The sequence below is a fragment of the Staphylococcus sp. Ze2 genome (genome assembly GCF_048568365.1).
GTDB classification, from domain to species: Bacteria; Bacillota; Bacilli; order Staphylococcales; family Staphylococcaceae; genus Staphylococcus; species Staphylococcus xylosus.
The window spans coordinates 2,057,960-2,080,370 of the sequence record NZ_CP183486.1; the positions used below are offsets into that span (position 1 = coordinate 2,057,960).

A 22,411-nucleotide genomic window follows, 5' to 3' on the forward strand; every position below is an offset into this window, starting at 1 on the left:
GTCTCTACCTCGTTTCTACTTTTCGTTCCTTAGCTCTTAGTTGTCCACATGCAGCATCGATATCTGCACCTTGTTCACGTCTAATTGTTGCATTGATACCTAATCGTTTTAACTCTTTTTCGAACTTAAAGATATCCTCTTTCGGAGTTTTAACGTAATTTCTTTCCGGTACGTGATTTACTGGAATTAAGTTAACATGACAATTTAATTTTTGTATTAAATGCGCAAGTTCCCTAGCGTGTTCTACTTGGTCATTTACACCGCCAAATAAACCATACTCAAATGTAATACGTCTGTTTGTTTTTTCTTGATAATAATTAATTGCTTCCATTAATTTTTCAACATTATAAGCTCTATTAATTGGCATCAATCGTGAACGAACTTCATCGTTTGCACCGTGCAAGCTAACTGCAAAGTTAATTTGAATATCTTCATCAGCAAAATCATAAATACGTGGAATAATACCTGAAGTAGAAACTGTAATATGACGCGCACCGATATTTAAACCGTTATCGTCATTAACAATCTTCAAGAAATCCATCATTTCATCATAATTTTCAAATGGTTCGCCGATACCCATAATTACAATTTGAGATACACGTTCCTCTGTTTCGTCTAATGCCTTTTGTACTGTTAATACTTGTGAAACGATTTCGCCCGCTTCTAAGTTACGTTTTAAACCACCTAATGTAGAGGCACAGAACGTACAGCCAATACGACAGCCAACTTGTGTAGTTACACATACTGAATTTCCATATTCATGTCTCATCAATACTGTTTCAATCGTGTAACCATCTTGTAGTTCGAAAAGGAACTTAATTGTACCATCTTTACTTTCTTGTTTAACCACTGTAGTCATTGTAGTCATAGTAAAACTGGCTTTTAAAACTTCACGTAATTCTTTTGATAGGTTTGACATCTCATCAATACTATCAACGCGTTTTTCATATAACCATTCAAAAATTTGTTTTGCTCTGAATTTTTGTTGACCATTACTAACTAACCATTCTTGCATCTCATCGTATCTTAGTGAATAAATTGATTGCTTTTCAAAATCGGGAAGAAATTTATTCTTTTTTTCTTTTCTGTAGTTATCATTTATTACGTTTCCTTTCTTTTTATCCTAGTAATGAAAAAGCCATCAGAGTTAAAATCTTGAGGTAGAACTTGCATTGTCTTCACTTTTTCTCCAGTTATTGGGTGTTCAAAAGCATCGAATTCAAAATCGTTATTCGCTTTTAAGAACGTATATATTACGTTTTCATTTTCCATTTGTTCAATCGTACAAGTTGAATAAATAATTGTGCCACCTGGTTTCACGCTATCTTTTACATTATTCAAAATTTCTAATTGAATTTCAACTAATGACTGAATTGAATGTTGTGATTGCTCGTATTTAATTTCAGGCTTGTGTCTTAACACACCTAACCCGCTACATGGTGCATCAACTAAAATCTTATCATACACTTTATCATATTTTTCAGTTGCATCGTGTTCAAAAGCAGAAATGTTAGATAAACGTAATTTTTTAATATTGAAATCAATTAAATCAATTTTGTGTTCATGAATATCAGTCGCATCAACATGACCTGTACCGTTTAATATTTCAGCTATATGACAAGCTTTGCCACCTGGTGCACTACATGCATCAAGTACTTTATCGCCTTCTGTTAATGACATAATTTCACCGACGAACATCGAACTTTTATCCTGAATTGACACGAGTCCATCTTTAAATAGTCTTGATTCAATAATTGGCTTACCACTAATATGCAGACATGTATCAATTTCTTTATCTAGTTCTACAATATAATCATCATCTGTTAATCTTCTTATTGCTTCATCAACAGTAATTCTCGTTAGATTTACTCGCACAGTAGTTGATACTTTATCTAAGAAAGATTGCGCAATCTCTTCTGTCTTTTCTAAGCCAAGATGTGTAACCCAGTGATCGACTAACCATTTAGGCAAGCTGTATTCAATAGCAATTCTCTTCTTGTCATCTGTAATTTCCGTAAAGTCTGGCAATTCACTACGCATCATGTTTCTTAAAATACCATTAACTACGTTTCCATTATGTGGTCCACCTTTATATTTAGCGATTTCTACCGCTTCATGGATGATAGCATGTTCAGGAATTTTATCTAAATAAGCATATTGGTAAATACTCATCCAAAGTAGTTGTCTAACCCAACCTTTAAGTTTTGTCTGTACAAATGGTTTTAATAAATAATCTAATGTATATTTTCTTTTCAATGTGCCATATACAAGTTCTGTAAACAAACTTTTGTCTGCTCTGTTTAATTCATTATTTGATAATACTTCGTTAATAATAATATTACTGTAAGCTTTATCATTTATAATATCTTGGATTGTTTCAAATGCTAATAATCTTACATTTGTATCGATTGTCATGATAGTACCTTCCCAACAAGCGCAGTTTGTACTCCGCTTAAATAGTTTGCAGCTAACATACGTTTTTTACCTGCAACTTGTATATCTGTTAATGCGATAGCATCGTTAGAACCTGTAGCAACAATAATTGCTTTTTTCGTTGTTTCTATAATTGTTCCGGGTTCACCTGTCTTACCCTGTTCAATACGACTAGCATATATTTTTAAGTTACCATCGTCCATTTCTGTATATGCGACTGGCCAAGGCGAAAGACCTCTTATATGATTGTATATTGATTCGGCTGACTGAGACCAATCTATTTTTTCTTGATCACGGCTAATGTTTGATGCAAATGTTGCTTCGTCTTCATTCTGTTCTATGCGTTGATTTGTTCCATTTATAATTGAAGGCAATGTCTCTTTTAATAAATCTGCACCCAAGAAACTTAATTTATCATGCATTGAGCCAACATCATCTTGCTCTGTTATTGCAATTGCACGTTGGGAGATGATATCTCCTGCATCTAATTTTTTAACCATATACATGATAGAAATACCTGTTTCTTTTTGACCATCTATAATTGCTTGATGTATTGGTGCTCCACCTCTGTATTTTGGTAATAATGACGCATGTACATTGATTGCTCCTAACTTAGGAGCATTTAATAATGATTCCGGTAAAATTTGACCGAAAGCTGCTGTGACAATTAAATCTGCATCTAAAGCAATAAGTTTTTCTAAATCTTCTGATTGAGCTAATTTTTCTGGTTGATACACCGGTAATCCATGTTTTGTCGCCACTTCTTTAACAGGCGGTGGTGTTAATGTTCTCTTTCTACCTACTGGTCTATCTGGTTGTGTTACAACAGCAATCACATTATGTTCAGCAATTAACATTTCTAATACTTTTGTTGAAAAATCAGGTGTTCCCATAAAGATAATTTTACTCATTGTCAAAATACGCCTCCATCTCAGCTTCGTCTAAAATACGCTCTGCACGTTCTGTAAATAATATGCCATCAAAATGATCAATCATATGTAAAATCATTCTAGCAATATCATCGTATGCTGTCATTTCTACTTCATTACCCTGCTTATCATTGCTTTTAACCACAATCATTTTACTTCTAGTTACTTCAGCGAATACATCGGGCATACTAATAGAACCTTCTAAATCTGTCACTTTTTCTTCAGATTCACTTACTAATTGAGGATTAATCAGTTGTAACAAACCATCTATCTCCATATCTATAATAGCTACTTTTTGTTCAATACCTATTTGGGGTGCACAAATTGCAGATGCTTCAACATCATACATCGTATCTTCTAAATCTAACAACAGTTGTTCTAATCGTTTATCAAATTGAGTTACGCTTGGTATTGTCTTTTTAAGTATTGGGTGTTTGCTTGTTACAAGCTGCTTAATTGTCATAGTTATATCTCCTCATAAAAATTCATCATATCATTATAACTTATTTTAATGGAAATTGCATCATACATTCAAATTTATGATTTTAATATATCGCGTAAATTTGTATTGTTGTATCCCTTTTCAACGCGAGCGTTAAGTTATTTGTCCTTATTATTTTTTTATAAAAAAAGGAATGATTTTATCACAATTCGATAAATTCATTCCATAAAAATTGACTGCTTTTCATATTTTATATTAAAGATTAATATTAGATAGATAAGCGATGAATTTGATTACCTAATTCATCGAAATTCTTCTCATCTAACCACTTTTCATATTGTTGCTTATATTTAGGCCATTCGCTATCAATGATAGATAACCAACAGGTGTCTCGATTACGTGCTTTATAAACTTTATGATTTCGAAAGACACCTTCGTATTTAAAGCCTAAACGTTTTGCAGCTTTAATAGAAGGTTTATTAAGTGCATCGCATTTCCATTCATATCTTCTATAGCCTAGCGTTTCGAAAACATACCTAGCTAGTAAAAATTGAACCTCAGTTGCAATACGTGTTCGTTTTAAAATATTAGCATAATGAATATGACCAACTTCGATGGAGCCATTTGACTGATCTATTCTAAGCAAAGCAATGATACCCACTGCTTGTTCTGTTTGTTTATCGATAATAGCAAAAAAATACGGATCTTTAGTTTCAAATTTTTTATTTAGGTACACTTGAAATGCTTCTAAATCTTTAGGTTGCTCATCTGGCAAATAAGTCCAATTAGGTAAATCCTCAACCGTACCAAAATGAGCATATAAGCCTTCACCATGTTTTGGTTTCAACTTTTCTAAACGACAATATCGCCCTTCTATAGATAACGCATTCGGCAAAATAGGTACTTGAAAACCAACTACTTTCTTACCAATAGGTTGATTGAATTCGTTATACTCCATATGTATTTGCCCCCTCGATTCTCAGTATCCTTAAATAGTTATGTGACTGTATCCTATTTATAACTATATAATTTTGTTTATCTAATATACATCCTCTGAAGTTGTATTAAAAAATTCTGCTAATATTTGCGCATCTTGATGATTTAATTTCGTTTTTTTCTCCTCTATCAATTCAATCATTTCAGGACTAAGTGACGTATTATATAATGATGTAATACGATTTGATAATTCCACTACGCTTAAGCCAACCGCTTCTCTATTGCTAAGCAAACTCATAAGCACAACTCCTTTAACATCAATTTTAAAAACCAACTTCAACATTAGAAAATATACTTTACTTCTTTTTTACTACAAGCTTATATCAACTTGCCTACAATTTAAGTAGTACTCCTTACTCTTTAATATAACTTCATTTATCATTAAATGCAAAGTTAAAATTGATTATTTTTTGTAAATATTATTAAATTATATATTTCTTATGTTTTTTATAAATATTTTAATGTTTTAGACCGAATTATACAAAAAAACAAGTAGCATGTGGATATTTTATCCAAACTAGCTACTTGTCTAATTGATTATCTACTTTAAGCATTACATTATTTTTCAGGTTTAAATAAAATCACATCATCATTTGTGGATTTATGTCTATCTTTAAAGATAGTTTTTCTTTTAAGTATTGATCATGATAATAATCATCTAAGTATTTTAGTGCCTCATGTAATGCAGGTTCACTTTTATATTTCACTAAAATTTGAAAACGGTATTCATTGTTGATACGAGATAATGCTGCTGGCGATGGGCCAAGTACTAATGCTTTATCCGTTAAATGTTGTAACAAAATTTTATGAATATGTTTCGATGCTTCCATAACTTTTTTCATCTCTTTATGAGCAATCGTGAAGTTGATTAAAAAGAAATAGGGAGGATATTTACCCATTTTACGATAATTCATTTCCTTATTAAAAAAAGCTGTATAATCGTTAGCTTGAACATCTTTAATAGCATAGTGTTCTGGATTATATGTCTGAATGATAACTTCCCCTTCTTTTTCATGTCTACCAGCTCGACCAGAAACTTGAGTTAATAACTGATACGTTCTTTCACTAGCTCTAAAATCCGGAAGATTTAACATGGTATCAGCATTTAAAACGCCTACTAGTGTAATATTAGGGAAATCTAAGCCTTTTGCAATCATTTGTGTGCCTAGTAAAATATCTCCTTTACCTGCTCCAAAATCATCTAAAAGTTTTTCATGTGCGCCTTTTCTTGAAGTTGTATCCACATCCATACGTATAATACGTGCCTCTTGGAACGCCTCTTGTAATAATTCTTCTACTCGTTGTGTTCCTGTACCTACTTGTCGAATATGCTCACTTTCACAGTTCGGACATTTATTGGGGGGCACTTCTTGATGTCCACAGTAATGACATTTGAGTTGATCTGTTGATTTATGATAAGTAAGAGAGATATCACAGTTTGGACATTGAGGTACATGACCACAATCCCTACATAACATAAACGAAGCATATCCCCGTCGATTTAGAAACAATACGATTTGTTCTTTTTTATCTAATCTTTGTTGTATAGCTTTACGTAATTGTTCTGAAAACATTGACCGATTACCTGAACTAAGTTCAGTTCTCATATCGACAATTTCAATTTCTGGCAATGCTTGTTGATTGACTCTATTGGGTAGTGACAACAATTCATAGACGCCTTTTTCTGCTCTCGCGTATGTTTCAAGACTTGGTGTCGCACTCCCTAAAATTAATGGACATTGATGATATTGACTTCGCCATTGAGCTATATCTCTAGCCTGATACCTAGGGTAATCTTCTTGTTTATATGAAGACTCATGTTCTTCATCAATTATAATCATCCCTAAGTTTTTAAATGGCGCGAAAACACTTGACCTTGCACCTACACTTACACTCGCTTTACCATCTCTTATTTTCTGCCATTCATCATAGCGCTCACCTTTGGACAAACCGGAATGTAACACCGCTACTTCGTCACCGAATCTCCTTTTAAACCTTAAAACCATTTGAGGTGTCAAAGCAATTTCTGGCACTAACATCATCGCTTGTCTTCCTAATTTCAAAACTTCTTCAATCGTTTGTAGATAAACTTCTGTCTTTCCTGATCCAGTGACACCATGAAGTAAATAAGTACGTTGTCGATGCGCTTGAATACTTTCAAGTATAGATTTATAAGCCTCTTGTTGGTCATAAGTAAGTTGTTGTTTTTGATCTTGTTCAAAAACGCGTGTTTCAAATGGATCACGTTCAACAATGGCATCATACTTTTCTACAAAACCTTTACGCATTAAAGTATCAATACTTGATTTAGAAAAACCCATCTCTTCTAAATCTTTTAATAGTACCGTATGATGACGCTCATCTAACAAATAGGCATAGAGCTCGTACTGTTTTTTAGATTTTTCCAATGAATTTAAGATGCTATCATAGTCGAAGCCTTCAATTATACTTACGGCACGTTGTTTCTTTTTACTAACATTTTGAGATAAAAGTGTCATTTCCGATACTATACCTTGCTTGAGTAACGGTACGATTTGGCCTAAGTCATCATTATATTGAGCTTCTTTATAAGGATACTGGCCATCCTTATCAAACTTAACTTTAAGTTCTTCTGGAACTGCGTCAACATCTACAATTGAAAATACTTTTGTGTATTTTGCCTTTATAGCACTTGGCAACATTACCTCTAACATTGAAATCCGTTTAGTTACGAAGTAATTATTATACCATTCAGTTAATTGGATGAGTTCTTCTGTTAATTCTGGTTTGATATCTTGTATTTCTTTAATTTCTTTTAATTTTGCGATATCTATATTGTCATCAGGTTTATCCGTGACTTGCATAACATAACCTTGAATGGTTCTTGGACCAAATGGAACAATAACTCGCATACCTACCTGAACCATTGACTGTAATCTCGAAGGAATTATATAGTCAAATGTGAAATCAACGCTCTTGGAAGGTATATCAACAATTACCTTAGCTATCATATTATTGCCACCTTGTTTCTAAACTATTCAGTATGTGCTCCGCTAATTCGACTTTTTTATGTTTCCCTAACGCTGCCGTGTCGCCTGTTTTATAGTACATTGTGTAGTCATTATCATCTGAACTAAAACCAATGGTTCTATCCCCTACATTATTTGCAATGACTACATCCGCATTTTTATTTTTTAGTTTCTTTTGAGCATATTCAGCTATATTTTGAGTTTCTGCTGCAAATCCCACTAAAAATTGATGTGTTTTATGCTCACCTAAATATTTTAAGATATCAGGGGTACGTTTAAATGAAACTGACAGGGTGCCTTCTTGTTTTTTCAATTTATGTTCAAGTGTATTGACTGGTGCGTAGTCTGATACTGCTGCTGCTTTAAACACAATGTCTTGATTCTCGAAATGTTTTTTTACTGCATGAAACATGTCTTCCGCACTTTGAACTTGGACTACTTCTACATTTGCTGGTGGTGTTAAATGAGTTGGTCCCGTAACGAGTGTAACTATAGCGCCGCGTTTTGTAAGTGATTCTGCTAAAGCATATCCAATTTTACCTGAAGCACGGTTAGATAAATAACGCACAGGATCGAGTTCTTCGACTGTAGGACCAGCAGTAACTAATGCGTGTTTTCCTTCAAAGCGGCTGTTTTTATAAATCGGATTTTGAGTCCCTTCATTAAAATATTGATTCAATCGTTCTACAATTTGTAATGGTTCTTCCATTCTTCCTTTTGCAACATAACCACATGCCAAAAAGCCTTCACCTGGTTCAAGGAAGTAATAACCATCTGAACTCAAAGTAGCTAAATTTTGTTGTGTTCTGCGATTTTCATACATATTGACATTCATAGCAGGTGCAATGAATTTTGGTGTCTCAGTAGCTAACAATGTAGAGGTTACCATGTCATCAGCAATACCATTAGCTAATTTGGCGATTGTATTTGCAGTAGCAGGAGCAACAACAATAGCATCCGCCCAATCTCCTAGCGCAACGTGTTGTATTTCCTCAGGGTTTTGTTCTTTAAAAGTACTTGTATACACTGGATTTCTACCAATTGCTTGAAACGCTAATGGTGTAACAAACTCTTGCGCATGATCAGTAAGCATTACTCTTACATCATAATTTGCTTGTGTTAATTTACTAGTTAAATCGATAGCTTTATATGCCGCAATACCACCTGTAACAGCGAGTAATATTCGTTTCATATTATTGTCATTCTCCTTCAAATGAATTAAATATGACTTTTTAAGTCAACATTTTTGTGTAAGCCTAAATTAAGTTTAATGATTTAAGCTTTTAAGAATACTTTGATTACTCATCATTATACACAAATTAATAACTAAATTAAAAAGAGTAAGACGGAAATCTTATTTTTCTAAAATGATTTCTTGGTCTCACCCTAAAAAGTATGATTCATTGTTAAAAATCTTTAAGTGAAAATATCATTTTAAATCTTTACTCATGTATAAGAATACGCGCAATACTTTATTTAAAGCGTGGTCTTTATAATTAAAAAGCCTGAGACATTTGTTGATGTCTCAGGCTCACTTTAAAATTCCACTTTCAAAAACGCATATGTTCTATACTATATCTCAAGTTTGTTATTTTTAGAAAGATTTTAGGAATAGTTCGTCAGGAAAAACTTCACCGTCAGCAATTTCTTCTAAGGCTTTACCTACAGGTTTTTTTGAAATATATTTATTTAATAATGCAGTTTCAGGTTTTTCATCCAATTCACGTGCACGTTTTGCAGCAGTAGTTGCTACTAAGTATTTTGAGTTTATTTTATCTGTTAATTGGTTTAATGGTGGTTGTAACATTATTTTTTTGCCTCCAGTATCATTTTTCTGTATTTTGCTTCAATACGTTCCCTCTTCAAGTGCTCAGCTTCTACTATCGATTGAATGCGTTGTTTTGCTAAGTCTACTTCATCATTCACAACAACATAATCATACAAGTTCATCATTTCAACTTCTCGACGCGCTTCATGCACTCGGCTTTGAATCTTCTCACTGGATTCTGTTCCACGACCCACGAGTCGTTCACGTAAATGATCTAAACTTGGTGGCGCAAGAAAAATAAATAGTGCATCCGGGAATTTTTTGCGCACTTGTTTAGCACCCTCTACTTCAATTTCTAAAAACACATCATGACCTTGATCCATTGTGTCTTTAACGTATTGCACGGGTGTCCCATAATAATTTCCTACAAACTCAGCATATTCTATAAATTGATCTTGCTTAATCAATTCTTCAAATTCTGATTTAGCTTTGAAGAAATAATCAACACCATCGACTTCACCTTCACGCTTGTCACGTGTTGTCATCGAAATAGAATACTTATAAGATGTGGACGGATCATCAAATATTTTTTTTCTAACTGTACCTTTTCCAACGCCAGAAGGTCCAGATAGTACAATCAACAAACCTTTCTCATTTTCCATGACTTACTACCTCTCTAAACTGTTCTACTATTATTAGACAATGATACCACAATCTCTAATTAGTTGTATAGCATAGGAAAGGACAAACTTTGACCATGAAGATTTCTTATTGCCATGTTACAATATGATGAATGACTAAAAATAAGGTGGCTGATAGTAATGGCATATGATGGTTTATTCACTAAAAAAATAGTGGAATCTCTTCAATTTCTTGTAGATGGAAGAATTCATAAAATAAATCAACCCGAAAACGATACGATGTTAATCGTTATTCGACAAAATCGTAAAAATCATCAGCTTCTACTTTCTATCCATCCTAGTTTTACTAGAATGCATTTAACGAATAAAAAATATGATAATCCATTTGATCCACCAATGTTTGCTCGTGTTTTTCGTAAACACATCGAAGGTGGTATTGTTAAAGCAGTAAGACAAATTGGTAATGATAGACGTGTAGAGATAGATGTTCAAAGTAAAGATGAAATCGGTGATACAATTTACCGTACAATTATTTTAGAAATTATGGGCAAACACAGTAATTTAATATTAGTAGATGATAATCGTAAAATTATTGAAGGATTTAAGCATTTAACACCAAATACTAATCAATATCGTACAGTTATGCCTGGCTTTCAATATGAAGCGCCCCCAACTCAAAATAAAATTAATCCTTTTGAAATTTCTGGAGTTGAAGTGTTAAAATATATCGATTTTAATAGTGGAAAAATAGCGAGACAATTGCTTAATCATTTCGAAGGTTTTAGCCCGCTCATAACTAATGAGATTGCAAATCGTAGACAATTTATGACGACGCAAACTTTACCGGAAGCTTTTGATGAAGTACTCGAGGAAATCCAAGGCGAGCCAACGCCTGTTTTCCATAAAAATCACGAATCTGGAAAAGAAGATTTCTATTTCATGAAATTAGACCAGTTCTATGATGACATAGTACTTTACGACTCACTTCATGATTTATTAGATCGCTATTATGATGCGCGTGGAGAAAGAGAACGTGTTAAACAACGTGCCAACGACTTAGTAAAATTTGTTCAACAACAACTTCACAAGTCTCAAAACAAATTAAGTAAGTTAATAGATGAACGTGAAGGTACCAAAGAAAAAGAGCAGCAACAATTATTTGGTGAACTTATAACTGCTAATATCTATCGTATTGAACAGGGTGATGAATCACTTACTGCGCTTAATTATTATAATGGCGAGGAAGTGACAATACCACTTAATCCTACAAAATCACCTGCTGTTAACGCACAAAATTATTATAAAAAGTATAATAAATTAAAAACGCGTGAACACGAGTTACAACATCAAATCCAATTAACTAAAGAAAATATTGACTACTTTGAAAGTATCGAGCAACAACTTGCCCATATTTCTGTCGATGAAATTGATGATATTCGCGACGAGTTAGCCGATCAAGGATTTATGAAGCAACGTAAACAAAGTAAGAAGAAAAAGAAACAGACGATGCAAATCCAAGCATACACATCAACAGATGGCGATACAATCTTGGTTGGTAAAAATAATAAGCAAAACGATTATTTAACTAATAAACAAGCTAAAAAACATCATCTTTGGTTCCATACTAAAGATATCCCTGGTTCACACGTTGTCATTCTGAGCGATGAGCCAAGTGAAGAGACAATTAAAGAGGCTGCAATGTTGTCAGCGTACTTTTCAAAAGCTGGTAGTTCTGCACAAGTACCAGTTGATTACACTGAAATCAAACATGTACACAAACCTTCAGGAGCTAAGCCTGGTTTTGTAACATATGACAATCAAAAAACACTTTATGCTACCCCAGATTATGATCACATTCAACAATTAAAAGTTAAATAGCATAATGGGGATGGGATATAAATTCCAATTCTCAAAAAGGACTAATCCGTATTTTAATGGATTAGTCCTTTTTTATATAAAACTCTCACGATTTTGATTGTGCGTGCTTGCCTGGGGGTATGTTTCGTGCCTATAGTCTCTCATTCATACTATTCCCTCAGGCGTCAGCACGTTACAAAATATTATAGATGATAAGACTATTTTTATAAAATAATTTATTCACTTATATTTATAATTAATTACTTTCTGGGAGTGCCAATTGGAAATTCACACCAAATTTGTCTTGTATCCATGTAAATTCTCTAAATGGTGGCATTGCTGTTTTAGGCATTAATATTGCACCACCACTTTTCAATTTATTAAATAATCTTTCCATTTCAATTGGACTATCAACTGTAACATATAGTGACATAGCTGGATTCATTTCAATATCTACGCCATTCATGTTGTCAATTGCCATGAATACTTGATCTTTCAACCTAAAAATTGCATGTTGCACGGCCCCAGTGGGTTCATTATCACTTTCACTATAACGGACCAATGCTAATATTTCAGCATCTTCAAAAGTATTTACATATAAATTTATTGCTTCTTCTGCGTTGCCGTTAAACATTAAAAATGTCGTAATTTTCGGTATTGCCATTATTTTACCCCCTAAATACTTCTTATCATTAGCATAAAGGATATTTCATAAAAAATCGACAAAGCAGAACAAAAATCAAAGAGTTACACGTTTTTTATAGTGATATCAACGAAACAATTTAATAACGTTTTACAAAGAATATCATCATTTAAGATAAGTTAATGAAACCATTGCCAAGTACATCTCGTACATCATGAATGACTAAAAAGGCGTTTTCATCTTCTTCATTCACCAATTTTTTCACTCTTGTTACTTGTGATTGAGGAACAACAACGTATAACATACTCGTTTCATGCTTACCGTAACCACCTTTACCATTTAATAAAGTAGAGCCTCTCCCCGTAAAACTATTAATTCTGTCACTAATAACTTCATTTTTACTAGAAATAACTGTAACTGCTTTTTTAGGATTAAATCCTTCAATTATAAATGAAGTTGCTCTTTCTGTAACAAATAGCATTATTATAGTAAATAACACATTGATAAGAGGTAACACAAAAAGAAAAGATAGTACGACTAAACCATCTAATAGGAAAATAGCTTGGGCTGTTTTTATATCTAAATATTTATTTAACATCTTTGCAATTACAGATGTTCCACCAATAACGCCACCTGCAGCAATAACTAAACCAATACCTACACCAACTAAAACACCACCAAAGGTTGCATTTATAACAAAGTTATCTATTCCTGTATTAAAATTTTTAGTTAAATCTAAAAAAATAGAGATGGCTGTATTCGCTATAAATGTATAAACTGCAGTACGTGTACTCAAAAATTTCCAACCAACGATGATAACGATTGTGTTAATAATCAATGATGTTAGTGCAGGTGACCATCCAAACGCATATTTTAATGCTAGTGATATACCAACTGTTCCACCATCACCTAAATTAGATCCTAATATAAAACAATTAACCGCTAGCGCACTTACAAATGCTCCTAATATACAAATAATGATATTTTTTGTGTGATCTTTAAACAACTGTTTCAACATTTTCATATAAGTCCCCCTTTTTTTAAAATTTTTCATAAATAAAAAAGCGTTTTATAAATTAATTTAAAATTATTGTGCATCAATCTTCAAAAATTTTCATTTATATTGTAACGCCCAATGTACCACAACCGATAAAGCCATACTACCTTTAATCGCACACAACGTTTATAATATAATTTAAAGCATTACATCTTAATGTCTATTATTGTTATACTTTATTTATGATCATAACACTTTTACTTTTTACGTTTCACAGTTAAAATATAAATAAAATTGCTGGAGGTATTTCATGTCTTATTATATTATTCCATTACTTATAGCTGCCTTAGTAATATTGGTGTGCTATATTATTATTAAAATAATGATACGCTAGTTTTAAATTTAAAATATACGTTTTAAATTGTACATCTATTTTAACAACATAAATAAGCGCCTCCGTTTAAACTGACGGAGGCGTTTTTTTCTATACAATACCGAGTAATAGTATTATCGTATAGCATTACTTTAAGTTGTCGTGTATAAATGAGAACGAGAGATAAAGTTATCTCTCGTTCTCTTCATTCTAAATTATGATGTTAAACAACAATAAAACTATATAGAAGTCACATTGAGTTCGTTATTAAATGTGTCCTTTTTGTTTAATAGTTGATTTGGATTTTTTATAAATATTTTCTTCAGCTGCATGCATTGAATCCATTTTGTCATATACTACATTATCTTGATTTCTATAATCTTGTTCTTTTTTTAAAAATTTGTTTAAGTGTGCGAAATGATTATAAGCTTCTTTCGGGTCATTTGCCATAACATCCCCTCCACTTAGTATCTTATGATAAGTTGTCTCTCCAATCAACTAATCTACTAATATCATTATCAGAAATTTCTCCATTTTCTTTTGCGACTTCTATAAGCTCATTATAATCGCTCAAAGTGTAAAATGGTACTCCGACGTTTTGAAATTCTTCATCAGCTTTTTTCAAGCCATAAGTAAATATAGCAACCACACCGACAACCTCTGCGCCTGCTTCTCTAAGCGCATTAACTGCTGTAATTGATGAACCACCAGTAGAAATTAAATCTTCTATAACTACAACTTTTTTACCGTTACTTGATGCACCTTCAATTTGATTTTGCTTACCGTGGCTTTTACTTTTTGAACGTACGTAATTCATCGGCAAATTAAGTACTTCAGATACATAGGCTGCATGAGGAATACCTGCAGTTGCAGTACCAGAAAGTATTTCAACATCTTCAAAGTTTGCTTTAATCAATTCGCTTAAACCATCTCTAATATCGCGTCGTACATTTGGATAACCAAGTGTTACGCGATTATCACAATAAATTGGAGATTTAATTCCTGAACTCCACGTAAACGGATCATTTGGAGATAATGAAACTGCTTTAATATCTAATAATGATTTTGCAATTGCTTTTACCATTTTACCTCAACCAACTTTCTTTAATTTTATGGTAACTTTCGACTGGATTATTACTTTTAGTAATAGGACGACCGATAACGATATGTGTCGCTCCCATTTCTTTAGCATCTTCAGGAGTTGTTACTCTTTGTTGATCATCTTTCGTTGAATCTAATGGTCTAATACCTGGCGTTACTTTTAAAAACGCTTCTCCTAGTTCACTTTTCAACAATTCAGCTTCGAGTGGTGAACATACTACACCATGCAATCCAGATGATTGAGCCAACTGAGCATAATTAAGTACAGCATCTTCAATGGAACTTTGAATATTTTGTTCATCTCTCAACATTGTTTCTGTTGTAGATGTCAGCTGCGTTACTGCTATGAGTTTGATGTTAGGGTTATGCTTTTTAATTCCTGCTAAAGCACTTTTCATCATTTCAGTTCCACCGGCAGCATGCACATTTACTAAATCGACGTTCAATTTACTTAATCCTTCCATCGCTTTTCCAACAGTATTTGGAATATCATGCAATTTTAAGTCTAGAAAAATATCATGACCGCGATCTTTAATCGATGATATCAAGTGTGGACCAGTTTGATAAAAAAGCTCCATTCCAACTTTTACAAATAATGGTTCTTCAAATCGATCTAAGAATGCATCTACCGCTTCCACAGAATCAAAGTCTAATGCAATAATAGGTAAGTTTTTCATTTTAATTACACCCCAACACTTTTAATTTCTTTATTCACTTAATTAAAAGGTAAAATAGTAATTTATTAAAACACTATTTTACCTTAAATTATTTTGATGTCTATTACATGTTTTTCATTGTAAAAGTCATACTTTCAAGGACACTTGTTAATGCGTCTACTGTATCTAATGATGTAAGACAAGGTACACCATTTTCTACTGATGCACGTCTGATTTGGAAGCCATCACGTTCAACTTCTTTTCCTTTTGTCATTGTATTGACGACAATTTGTACTTCACCATTTTGAATACGATTTAATAGATTGTCTTCGCCACCAATTTTGCCAACGATTTCTGAAGGAATTTGATTTTCAGTTAATTTCTGGGCAGTACCTTCTGTCGCTAAAATTTTATAACCGACTTCATTTAAGCGATGTGCGATAGATACAATTTCATCTTTATCTTTATCACTTACCGTCATCAAGACTGTACCATGGTCACTGACTTCCATACCACTTGCAGTTAATCCTTTGTAAAGCGCCTTTTCCATTGTAGAATCTTTACCCATTACTTCACCTGTTGATTTCATTTCAGGTCCAAGCGTGATATCTACGTTTTTCAATTTATTAAAACTGAAGACCGGTGCTTTGACAAACACGCCATCTGCGTATGGTTGAATTCCAGCTTCATAACCTAAATTGACAAGTTTTTCTCCCATTATGGAACGCATTGCCAATTGTGCCATTTGAATGTCAGTAATCTTACTTAGGAATGGTACCGTACGACTGGCACGCGGATTTACTTCTAAGACATATACACCATCGTGTGCGATAACAAATTGAATATTAATAAGACCAATTATATTTAAACCTTTTGCCAATTTAATAGTGAAATTTTCTAGCGTATCCATTTCCTCTTGAGTTAATGTTTGTGGTGGATATACTGCAATAGAGTCACCGGAGTGAACACCCGCTCTTTCTATGTGTTCCATGATACCCGGAATGATTACAGTCTCTCCATCACATATAGCATCAACTTCAATTTCTTTACCTGTTAAGTATCTGTCTACTAGTACAGGATGATCAGGGCTAGCTTTAACAGCTTGATTCATGTAGTCTTCTAATTCTGCATCACTATTAACAATCTCCATCGCACGTCCACCTAATACGTATGATGGTCTTACAACGACTGGATAACCGATGTTTCTAGCATTTTCTAGTGCTTCTTGAGGTGATGTAGCCGTCTTACCATTTGGTTGTGGCACACCAATTTTATTCAATAACGCTTCGAACTCTTTACGGTCTTCTGCTCTATTTAAATCTTCTAATGATGTTCCTAGAATTTGAACGTCATGTTTTGCTAATTTATCAGCTAAGTTAATCGCTGTTTGGCCACCAAATTGAACGACTACCCCTTTTGGTTGTTCTAAATCTATGATATTCATGACATCTTCTTCAGTCAGTGGTTCAAAGTATAATTTATCTGATATTGAAAAGTCAGTTGATACAGTTTCTGGATTATTATTTACAATAATTGCTTCGTAACCAGCTTGTTGAATCGCCCACACAGCGTGCACCGTTGCATAATCAAATTCAACACCTTGACCAATACGTATTGGACCTGATCCTAGTACTAGAATTTTCTCTTTCTCCGTAACGGTAGATTCATTTTCGTATTCATATGTTCCATAATAATAAGGTGTTGCTGACTCAAATTCTGCAGCACATGTATCTACCATTTTATACACTGGCGTAATACCATTTGCTACTCTTAAATCGTGAACTTCAGTTTCTGTCATATCGAAACGATGCGCAATGACACGGTCACTAAAGCCATAATTTTTAGCAAATTTCAGGTAATTAATATCACCTTTATTAGCCTTTAAATCATGTTCTATATTAATAATATGTTGGAATTTATTTAAGAAGAAATAATCTATTTTTGTCATTTCATGAATTTCTTCTAATGTCGTACCTCTGCGGATCGCTTCTCCTATAAAGAATAAACGTTCATCATCTTGGTCTTTGATACGCGATTTAATATAATCTAAATCGAACGTTTCACCATTCGGTAAACCTAAGTGATGTACACCGTATTCTAAAGAACGAATCGCTTTAAGTAAGGACTCTTCATATGTTCTACCGATTGCCATTACTTCGCCTGTTGCTTTCATTTGTGTACCTAGAACACGTTCACCTTTTTCAAATTTATCAAATGGAAAACGTGGAATCTTAGAAATCACATAATCTAATGTAGGCTCAAAGGCAGCGTATGATGTTTCAGTAATCGGATTCAACATTTCATCCAACGTCAATCCTACTGCAATTTTGGCAGCTAATTTGGCAATTGGATAGCCCGTTGCTTTTGACGCCAACGCAGATGAACGAGATACACGAGGATTCACCTCGATGATATAGTAATCCATAGAATGTGGATCTAGCGCAAGTTGTACATTACAACCACCTTCAATGCCTAATGCGCGTATCACTTTTAATGATACGTCACGTAACATTTGATATTCCACATCTGACAACGTTTGACTAGGTGCTACTACGATTGAGTCACCTGTATGTATCCCCACAGGGTCAATATTTTCCATATTACAGACAACGATAGCATTGTCATTTTTATCACGCATAACTTCATATTCAATTTCTTTAAAGCCAGCGATTGATTTTTCAATTAAACACTGTGTGGCCGGACTATAATGTAAACCATTACCTACGATTTCTTTAAATTCTTCATCGTTATAACAAATGCCGCCGCCAGTACCGCCCATTGTAAATGCGGGTCTTACAATTAACGGGTAACCAACTTCTTCTTTAAATGCAAATGCTTGCTCAATTGTATTAACGATATCACTTTCAGGAACCGGTACATTTAGTTCATTCATCAATGTTCTAAATAATTCTCTATCTTCGGCTTGTTGAATCGACTCCAATTCTGTACCTAATAGCTGTACATTATTAGCTTCTAATTCTCCACTATCATGTAATTGAATTGCCATATTCAACCCTGTTTGGCCACCTAATGTAGGTAGGAGTGCATCAGGTTGTTCTTTACGGATAATACGTGCAATGAAATCATGCGTTAGTGGCTCAATATAAACTTTATCAGCAATTTCAGTATCTGTCATGATTGTGGCTGGGTTTGAGTTAACTAATATTACGCGGTAGCCTTCTTCTTTTAATGCTAAACATGCTTGAGTACCTGCATAATCAAACTCTGCAGCTTGACCGATAATAATTGGTCCTGATCCTATAACTAAAATCGTTTCTATATCTTGACGTTTAGGCATTGATTGTATGCTCCTTTGTTTTATATTCTTTCATCATATCGATAAATTCATCAAATAAATAATTTGAGTCTGATGGCCCTGGACATGCTTCGGGATGATATTGTACCGAAAAAGCTGGTAATGTTTTATGTCTTAAGCCTTCAACTGTACCATCATTAATAGCAATATGTGTAACTTCTAAATCTGTATTTGTTAAAGAATCTTTATCAATTGCATAACCGTGATTTTGACTCGTTAATGCAATTTTTCCAGTTTTTAAATCTTTGACTGGATGATTAGCACCTCTGTGACCAAATTTCATTTTGAAAGAAGTCGCTCCTTGAGCTAGTGCAAATAATTGGTGACCTAGACAAATACCGAAGAATGGTACCTGTCCTAAGATACCTTTAATCATTTCCACTGCTGTTTCAACCGCTTCAGGATCGCCAGGTCCATTAGATAACATCACACCATCAGGTGACATTCTTATAATTTCTTCTGCAGTAGTGTCATATGGTACTACCGTTACATTACAACCACGAGCATTAAGTTCTCTTACAATATTTTGTTTTTTACCAAAATCAACTAAGACAACACTTAAGCCATAACCGGTAGATACATAAGGAGATTTTGTAGATACAGTTGTCACTTCATTACGCGGTAATTCTTTTGTTTTTAGTTGTGTAACTATTTCCTCAATCTCAGCTTTATTATCTGTAAACGCAGCTTTTAGCACACCATATTTTCTAATTTTGCGTGTAATACTTCGTGTATCTACACCTGAAATACCTGGTATATCATACTCTACAAGTACTTCTTCAAATGTTTTTTGTTTTCTAAAATTACTTGGTTGGCTGCTGCTTTCTTTTACAACAACACCATTTAAAGTAGGCACAAGTGATTCAAAATCATCTCTATTTATACCGTAATTCCCTATTAAAGGGTAAGTAAATGTAATAATTTGACCGGTATATGAAGGATCTGAAATCGTTTCTTGATAACCCGTCATTGCCGTATTAAAGACAATTTCACCTAGTGTTAAATTATCGGAGCCTATTTGGTACCCTTCATAGTATGAACCATCTTCTAAAACAAGATAACGTTGCTTTAACATTATTTTTCCTCCTTAAATTTAACTTCACCTTCAACCATTGTTAATACTGGTGTTCCATAAACGTTATACCCTATAAACGGTGTGTTACTACCTTTAGACGCAAAGTCATCTGCGTTTATTTCAGTTTCCTTATCTAAATTAATAACTGTTAAATCAGCTAATCCACCTTCTTCTAATTTTCCATATGGTAAATCAAATGTCTGAGCTGGTTTAATTGTCAAATAATCGACTAACTGTTGTAATGTCCACTCACCATTTTTAACAAAGTGTGTATAAAGTAATGGGAATGCTGTTTCACTACCTACGATACCAAATGGTGCTTTAGTCATTGGTTGAGCTTTTTCTTCAGCTGCATGTGGTGCATGGTCTGTCGCAATACAATCAATAGTGCCATCTAATAATCCTTCAAGCAATGCATCTCTATCCTCTTTACTTCTTAAAGGCGGATTCATTTTATAAATCGCATCATCTCCAGGAACATCGTCTTCAGTCAATAGTAAGTGATGTGGGGTAACTTCAGCTGTTACATGTATGCCTGCTTTTTTAGCATCTCGGATAGCTCTAACACTTTCTTTAGTAGATACATGGCAAACATGGTAATGAGCGCCTGCTGCTTCCGCTAATAACACATCTCTAGCAATTTGTACTGCTTCACAAATATTTGGAATACCTGGTATATCTAATGCTTTACTACGTTCCCCTTCGTGCATGGCACCGCCATAAATCAAGCTATTATCTTCACAATGCGCTACGACAGCTTTATTAACTTTTGCAGCTTCTTGCATAGCTTCGTACATCATATTTGCTTGTTGTACACCTACACCATCGTCGGTAAAAGCAAATGCACCATTTTGTGCAAGCGTAGAGAAATCAACATGTTCCTTACCTGCTTGTCTCACTGTTATAGCAGCATATGGTAATACTCTAACCTGCGCATTTTCTACTATTAATTGATTTAAGCGATTAAGATTTTCTTCAGAATCTGGTACTGGACGTGTATTTGGCATGGGACAAACTGTAGTGAAACCACCTCGAGCTGCTGCTTTAGTCCCTGTTTCAATCGTTTCTTTATGTTCTCCACCTGGCTCACGTAAATGAACATGAACATCGACTAATCCTGGTGAAACAAATTGTCCTTTGACGTCTATTTCTTCTGTGTCTGCATCAACCTCTATTTGAGGTGCAATTTTCTTAATATGTTTCCCATCTATTAAAATTGATACCTTTATTAGTTCACCGTCTTGTAATATTTGCGCATTTGTTAATAATTTCATTTTGCTGTTGCCCCTTCCATTTGTAAGATATAGTCAATAATTGCCATGCGGATATACATACCATTTTCCATTTGTTTAAATATACGAGACTTTGGTGCTTCTACAAGTGCATCTTCTATTTCTACGCCTCGATTCACTGGAGCTGGATGCATAATAATCGCTCGATCATTAAGCTTGTTATATCGTTGTTGCGTAAGTCCAAACTGTTCATGATATTGCGTAGTTTCAAAACTAGCTATTTCACTATCACCATGTCTCTCGTGTTGTACCCTAAGTAGCATCACGATGTCTATTGAATCAATTACCTCATCTATTTCTACATAAGGTGCTTCTAATGTTTCATCTTTCCATGACTCTGGACTTGAAAACATCACATTTGCACCTAAAGCACTTAAACTTTGAAAGTTACTTTTGGCAACGCGTGAATTTTTAATATCGCCACAAATCAAAATATTTAAGTTTTCAAATGTTTTATATTCTTCGTATATTGTCATAATATCCAATAAACTTTGAGTGGGATGTTGTCCACTTCCGTCACCAGCGTTGATAATCGGGATGTTCAACTTTTCTAATTCATCATAATAATTTGTTTGAGGATGTCGAATTACTAACACATCTGCACCTACTTGTTCTAATGTCTTACAAGTATCATATAGTGATTCACCTTTTTGAACAGAAGATGTATCTGTTTCAAAATCAATTAATTTTAATCCTAATTTCTGTTCGGCTACTAAAAAACTACTTTTCGTGCGTGTGGAATTTTCAAAGAATAAATTTGCTACGAATTTATCATCAAAACAATATGGTTTCGTGTCACCATTTTTCAAAGCGCTCGCGCGTTGGATCAATTCATAAATTTCAGTCGTATTTAAATGTTCCATTGTTAGTAAATTATCCATATT

The 22,411-nt window shown here is 33.7% G+C and carries 20 protein-coding genes; 1 reads left to right on the plus strand and 19 read right to left on the minus strand.

All coding sequences use genetic code 11. The features are described 5' to 3' along the window. Positions 1-4 precede the first annotated feature (4 nt). The 10 genes from rlmN to gmk form a co-directional block, all read right to left on the minus strand. Positions 5-1,102, minus strand: coding sequence for a 23S rRNA (adenine(2503)-C(2))-methyltransferase RlmN (gene rlmN, locus ACM591_RS09665; protein ID WP_038678346.1), 1,098 nt, complete (start codon positions 1,100-1,102; stop codon positions 5-7). Continuing rightward, positions 1,102-2,409, minus strand: coding sequence for a 16S rRNA (cytosine(967)-C(5))-methyltransferase RsmB (gene rsmB, locus ACM591_RS09670; protein WP_232164505.1), 1,308 nt, complete (start codon positions 2,407-2,409; stop codon positions 1,102-1,104). Before rsmB ends, rlmN begins: the two co-directional genes overlap by 1 nt. A gap of 2 nt (positions 2,410-2,411) precedes the next feature. Continuing rightward, complete coding sequence (fmt, locus tag ACM591_RS09675) at positions 2,412-3,344, minus strand: methionyl-tRNA formyltransferase (protein WP_029377515.1); 933 nt, start codon at positions 3,342-3,344, stop codon at positions 2,412-2,414. Next, on the minus strand, positions 3,337-3,825 hold the full coding sequence (locus tag ACM591_RS09680) for a peptide deformylase (protein ID WP_029377516.1): 489 nt from the start codon (positions 3,823-3,825) through the stop codon (positions 3,337-3,339). Before ACM591_RS09680 ends, fmt begins: the two co-directional genes overlap by 8 nt. Before the next feature lie 247 nt (positions 3,826-4,072). Next, positions 4,073-4,762 carry a GNAT family N-acetyltransferase gene (locus ACM591_RS09685; protein ID WP_029377517.1) on the minus strand — a complete coding sequence of 230 codons (690 nt, stop codon included), beginning with the start codon at positions 4,760-4,762 and terminating at the stop codon, positions 4,073-4,075. A gap of 81 nt (positions 4,763-4,843) precedes the next feature. After that, positions 4,844-5,038, minus strand: a complete 195-nt coding sequence (locus tag ACM591_RS09690) for a hypothetical protein (RefSeq protein ID WP_029377518.1) — start codon at positions 5,036-5,038, stop codon at positions 4,844-4,846. A gap of 343 nt (positions 5,039-5,381) precedes the next feature. Next, entirely contained in the window at positions 5,382-7,790 is a 2,409-nt protein-coding gene (priA, locus tag ACM591_RS09695; RefSeq protein WP_326025711.1) for a primosomal protein N', read from the minus strand. Position 7,791: 1 nt separating this feature from the next. After that, a complete protein-coding gene (gene coaBC, locus ACM591_RS09700) occupies positions 7,792-9,000 on the minus strand; it encodes a bifunctional phosphopantothenoylcysteine decarboxylase/phosphopantothenate--cysteine ligase CoaBC (protein WP_326025710.1) in 1,209 nt (402 codons plus the stop codon). A 402-nt stretch (positions 9,001-9,402) separates the two neighbouring features. After that, positions 9,403-9,615 (minus strand): DNA-directed RNA polymerase subunit omega, encoded by a 213-nt coding sequence (gene rpoZ / locus ACM591_RS09705; RefSeq protein ID WP_029377521.1) that lies wholly within the window; start codon positions 9,613-9,615, stop codon positions 9,403-9,405. Next, positions 9,615-10,238, minus strand: coding sequence for a guanylate kinase (gene gmk / locus ACM591_RS09710; RefSeq protein ID WP_029377522.1), 624 nt, complete (start codon positions 10,236-10,238; stop codon positions 9,615-9,617). The genes rpoZ and gmk overlap by 1 nt, the downstream gene beginning before the upstream one ends. Positions 10,239-10,397: 159 nt before the next feature. Here gmk and ACM591_RS09715 point away from each other — a divergent pair, with 159 nt between their 5' ends. Next, positions 10,398-12,095: an Rqc2 family fibronectin-binding protein gene (locus ACM591_RS09715; RefSeq protein ID WP_038678333.1), complete on the plus strand. Its 1,698-nt coding sequence runs from the start codon at positions 10,398-10,400 to the stop codon at positions 12,093-12,095. A gap of 235 nt (positions 12,096-12,330) precedes the next feature. Here the strand turns inward: ACM591_RS09715 and ACM591_RS09720 are convergent, their stop codons facing one another. The 9 genes from ACM591_RS09720 to ACM591_RS09760 form a co-directional block, all read right to left on the minus strand. After that, positions 12,331-12,738, minus strand: a complete 408-nt coding sequence (locus ACM591_RS09720; protein ID WP_326025709.1) for a VOC family protein — start codon at positions 12,736-12,738, stop codon at positions 12,331-12,333. A 148-nt stretch (positions 12,739-12,886) separates the two neighbouring features. Then, the gene (locus ACM591_RS09725) at positions 12,887-13,741 is read right to left on the minus strand and encodes a YitT family protein (RefSeq protein ID WP_029377525.1); all 855 of its coding nucleotides are present in this window, start codon (positions 13,739-13,741) and stop codon (positions 12,887-12,889) included. 613 nt (positions 13,742-14,354) lie between these two features. Continuing rightward, positions 14,355-14,537: a hypothetical protein gene (locus tag ACM591_RS09730; RefSeq protein WP_029377526.1), complete on the minus strand. Its 183-nt coding sequence runs from the start codon at positions 14,535-14,537 to the stop codon at positions 14,355-14,357. 22 nt (positions 14,538-14,559) lie between these two features. Next, positions 14,560-15,171, minus strand: coding sequence for an orotate phosphoribosyltransferase (pyrE, locus tag ACM591_RS09735; RefSeq protein ID WP_029377527.1), 612 nt, complete (start codon positions 15,169-15,171; stop codon positions 14,560-14,562). 1 nt (position 15,172) lies between these two features. After that, entirely contained in the window at positions 15,173-15,865 is a 693-nt protein-coding gene (gene pyrF, locus ACM591_RS09740) for an orotidine-5'-phosphate decarboxylase (RefSeq protein WP_326026854.1), read from the minus strand. A 103-nt stretch (positions 15,866-15,968) separates the two neighbouring features. Continuing rightward, the gene (gene carB, locus ACM591_RS09745) at positions 15,969-19,142 is read right to left on the minus strand and encodes a carbamoyl-phosphate synthase large subunit (protein ID WP_038678330.1); all 3,174 of its coding nucleotides are present in this window, start codon (positions 19,140-19,142) and stop codon (positions 15,969-15,971) included. After that, positions 19,135-20,235 carry a carbamoyl phosphate synthase small subunit gene (locus tag ACM591_RS09750; RefSeq protein ID WP_058625810.1) on the minus strand — a complete coding sequence of 367 codons (1,101 nt, stop codon included), beginning with the start codon at positions 20,233-20,235 and terminating at the stop codon, positions 19,135-19,137. Before ACM591_RS09750 ends, carB begins: the two co-directional genes overlap by 8 nt. Beyond that, positions 20,235-21,509: a dihydroorotase gene (locus ACM591_RS09755; RefSeq protein ID WP_418354373.1), complete on the minus strand. Its 1,275-nt coding sequence runs from the start codon at positions 21,507-21,509 to the stop codon at positions 20,235-20,237. The genes ACM591_RS09750 and ACM591_RS09755 overlap by 1 nt, the downstream gene beginning before the upstream one ends. Next, complete coding sequence (locus ACM591_RS09760) at positions 21,506-22,408, minus strand: aspartate carbamoyltransferase catalytic subunit (protein ID WP_029377532.1); 903 nt, start codon at positions 22,406-22,408, stop codon at positions 21,506-21,508. Before ACM591_RS09760 ends, ACM591_RS09755 begins: the two co-directional genes overlap by 4 nt. Positions 22,409-22,411: the final 3 nt, after the last annotated feature.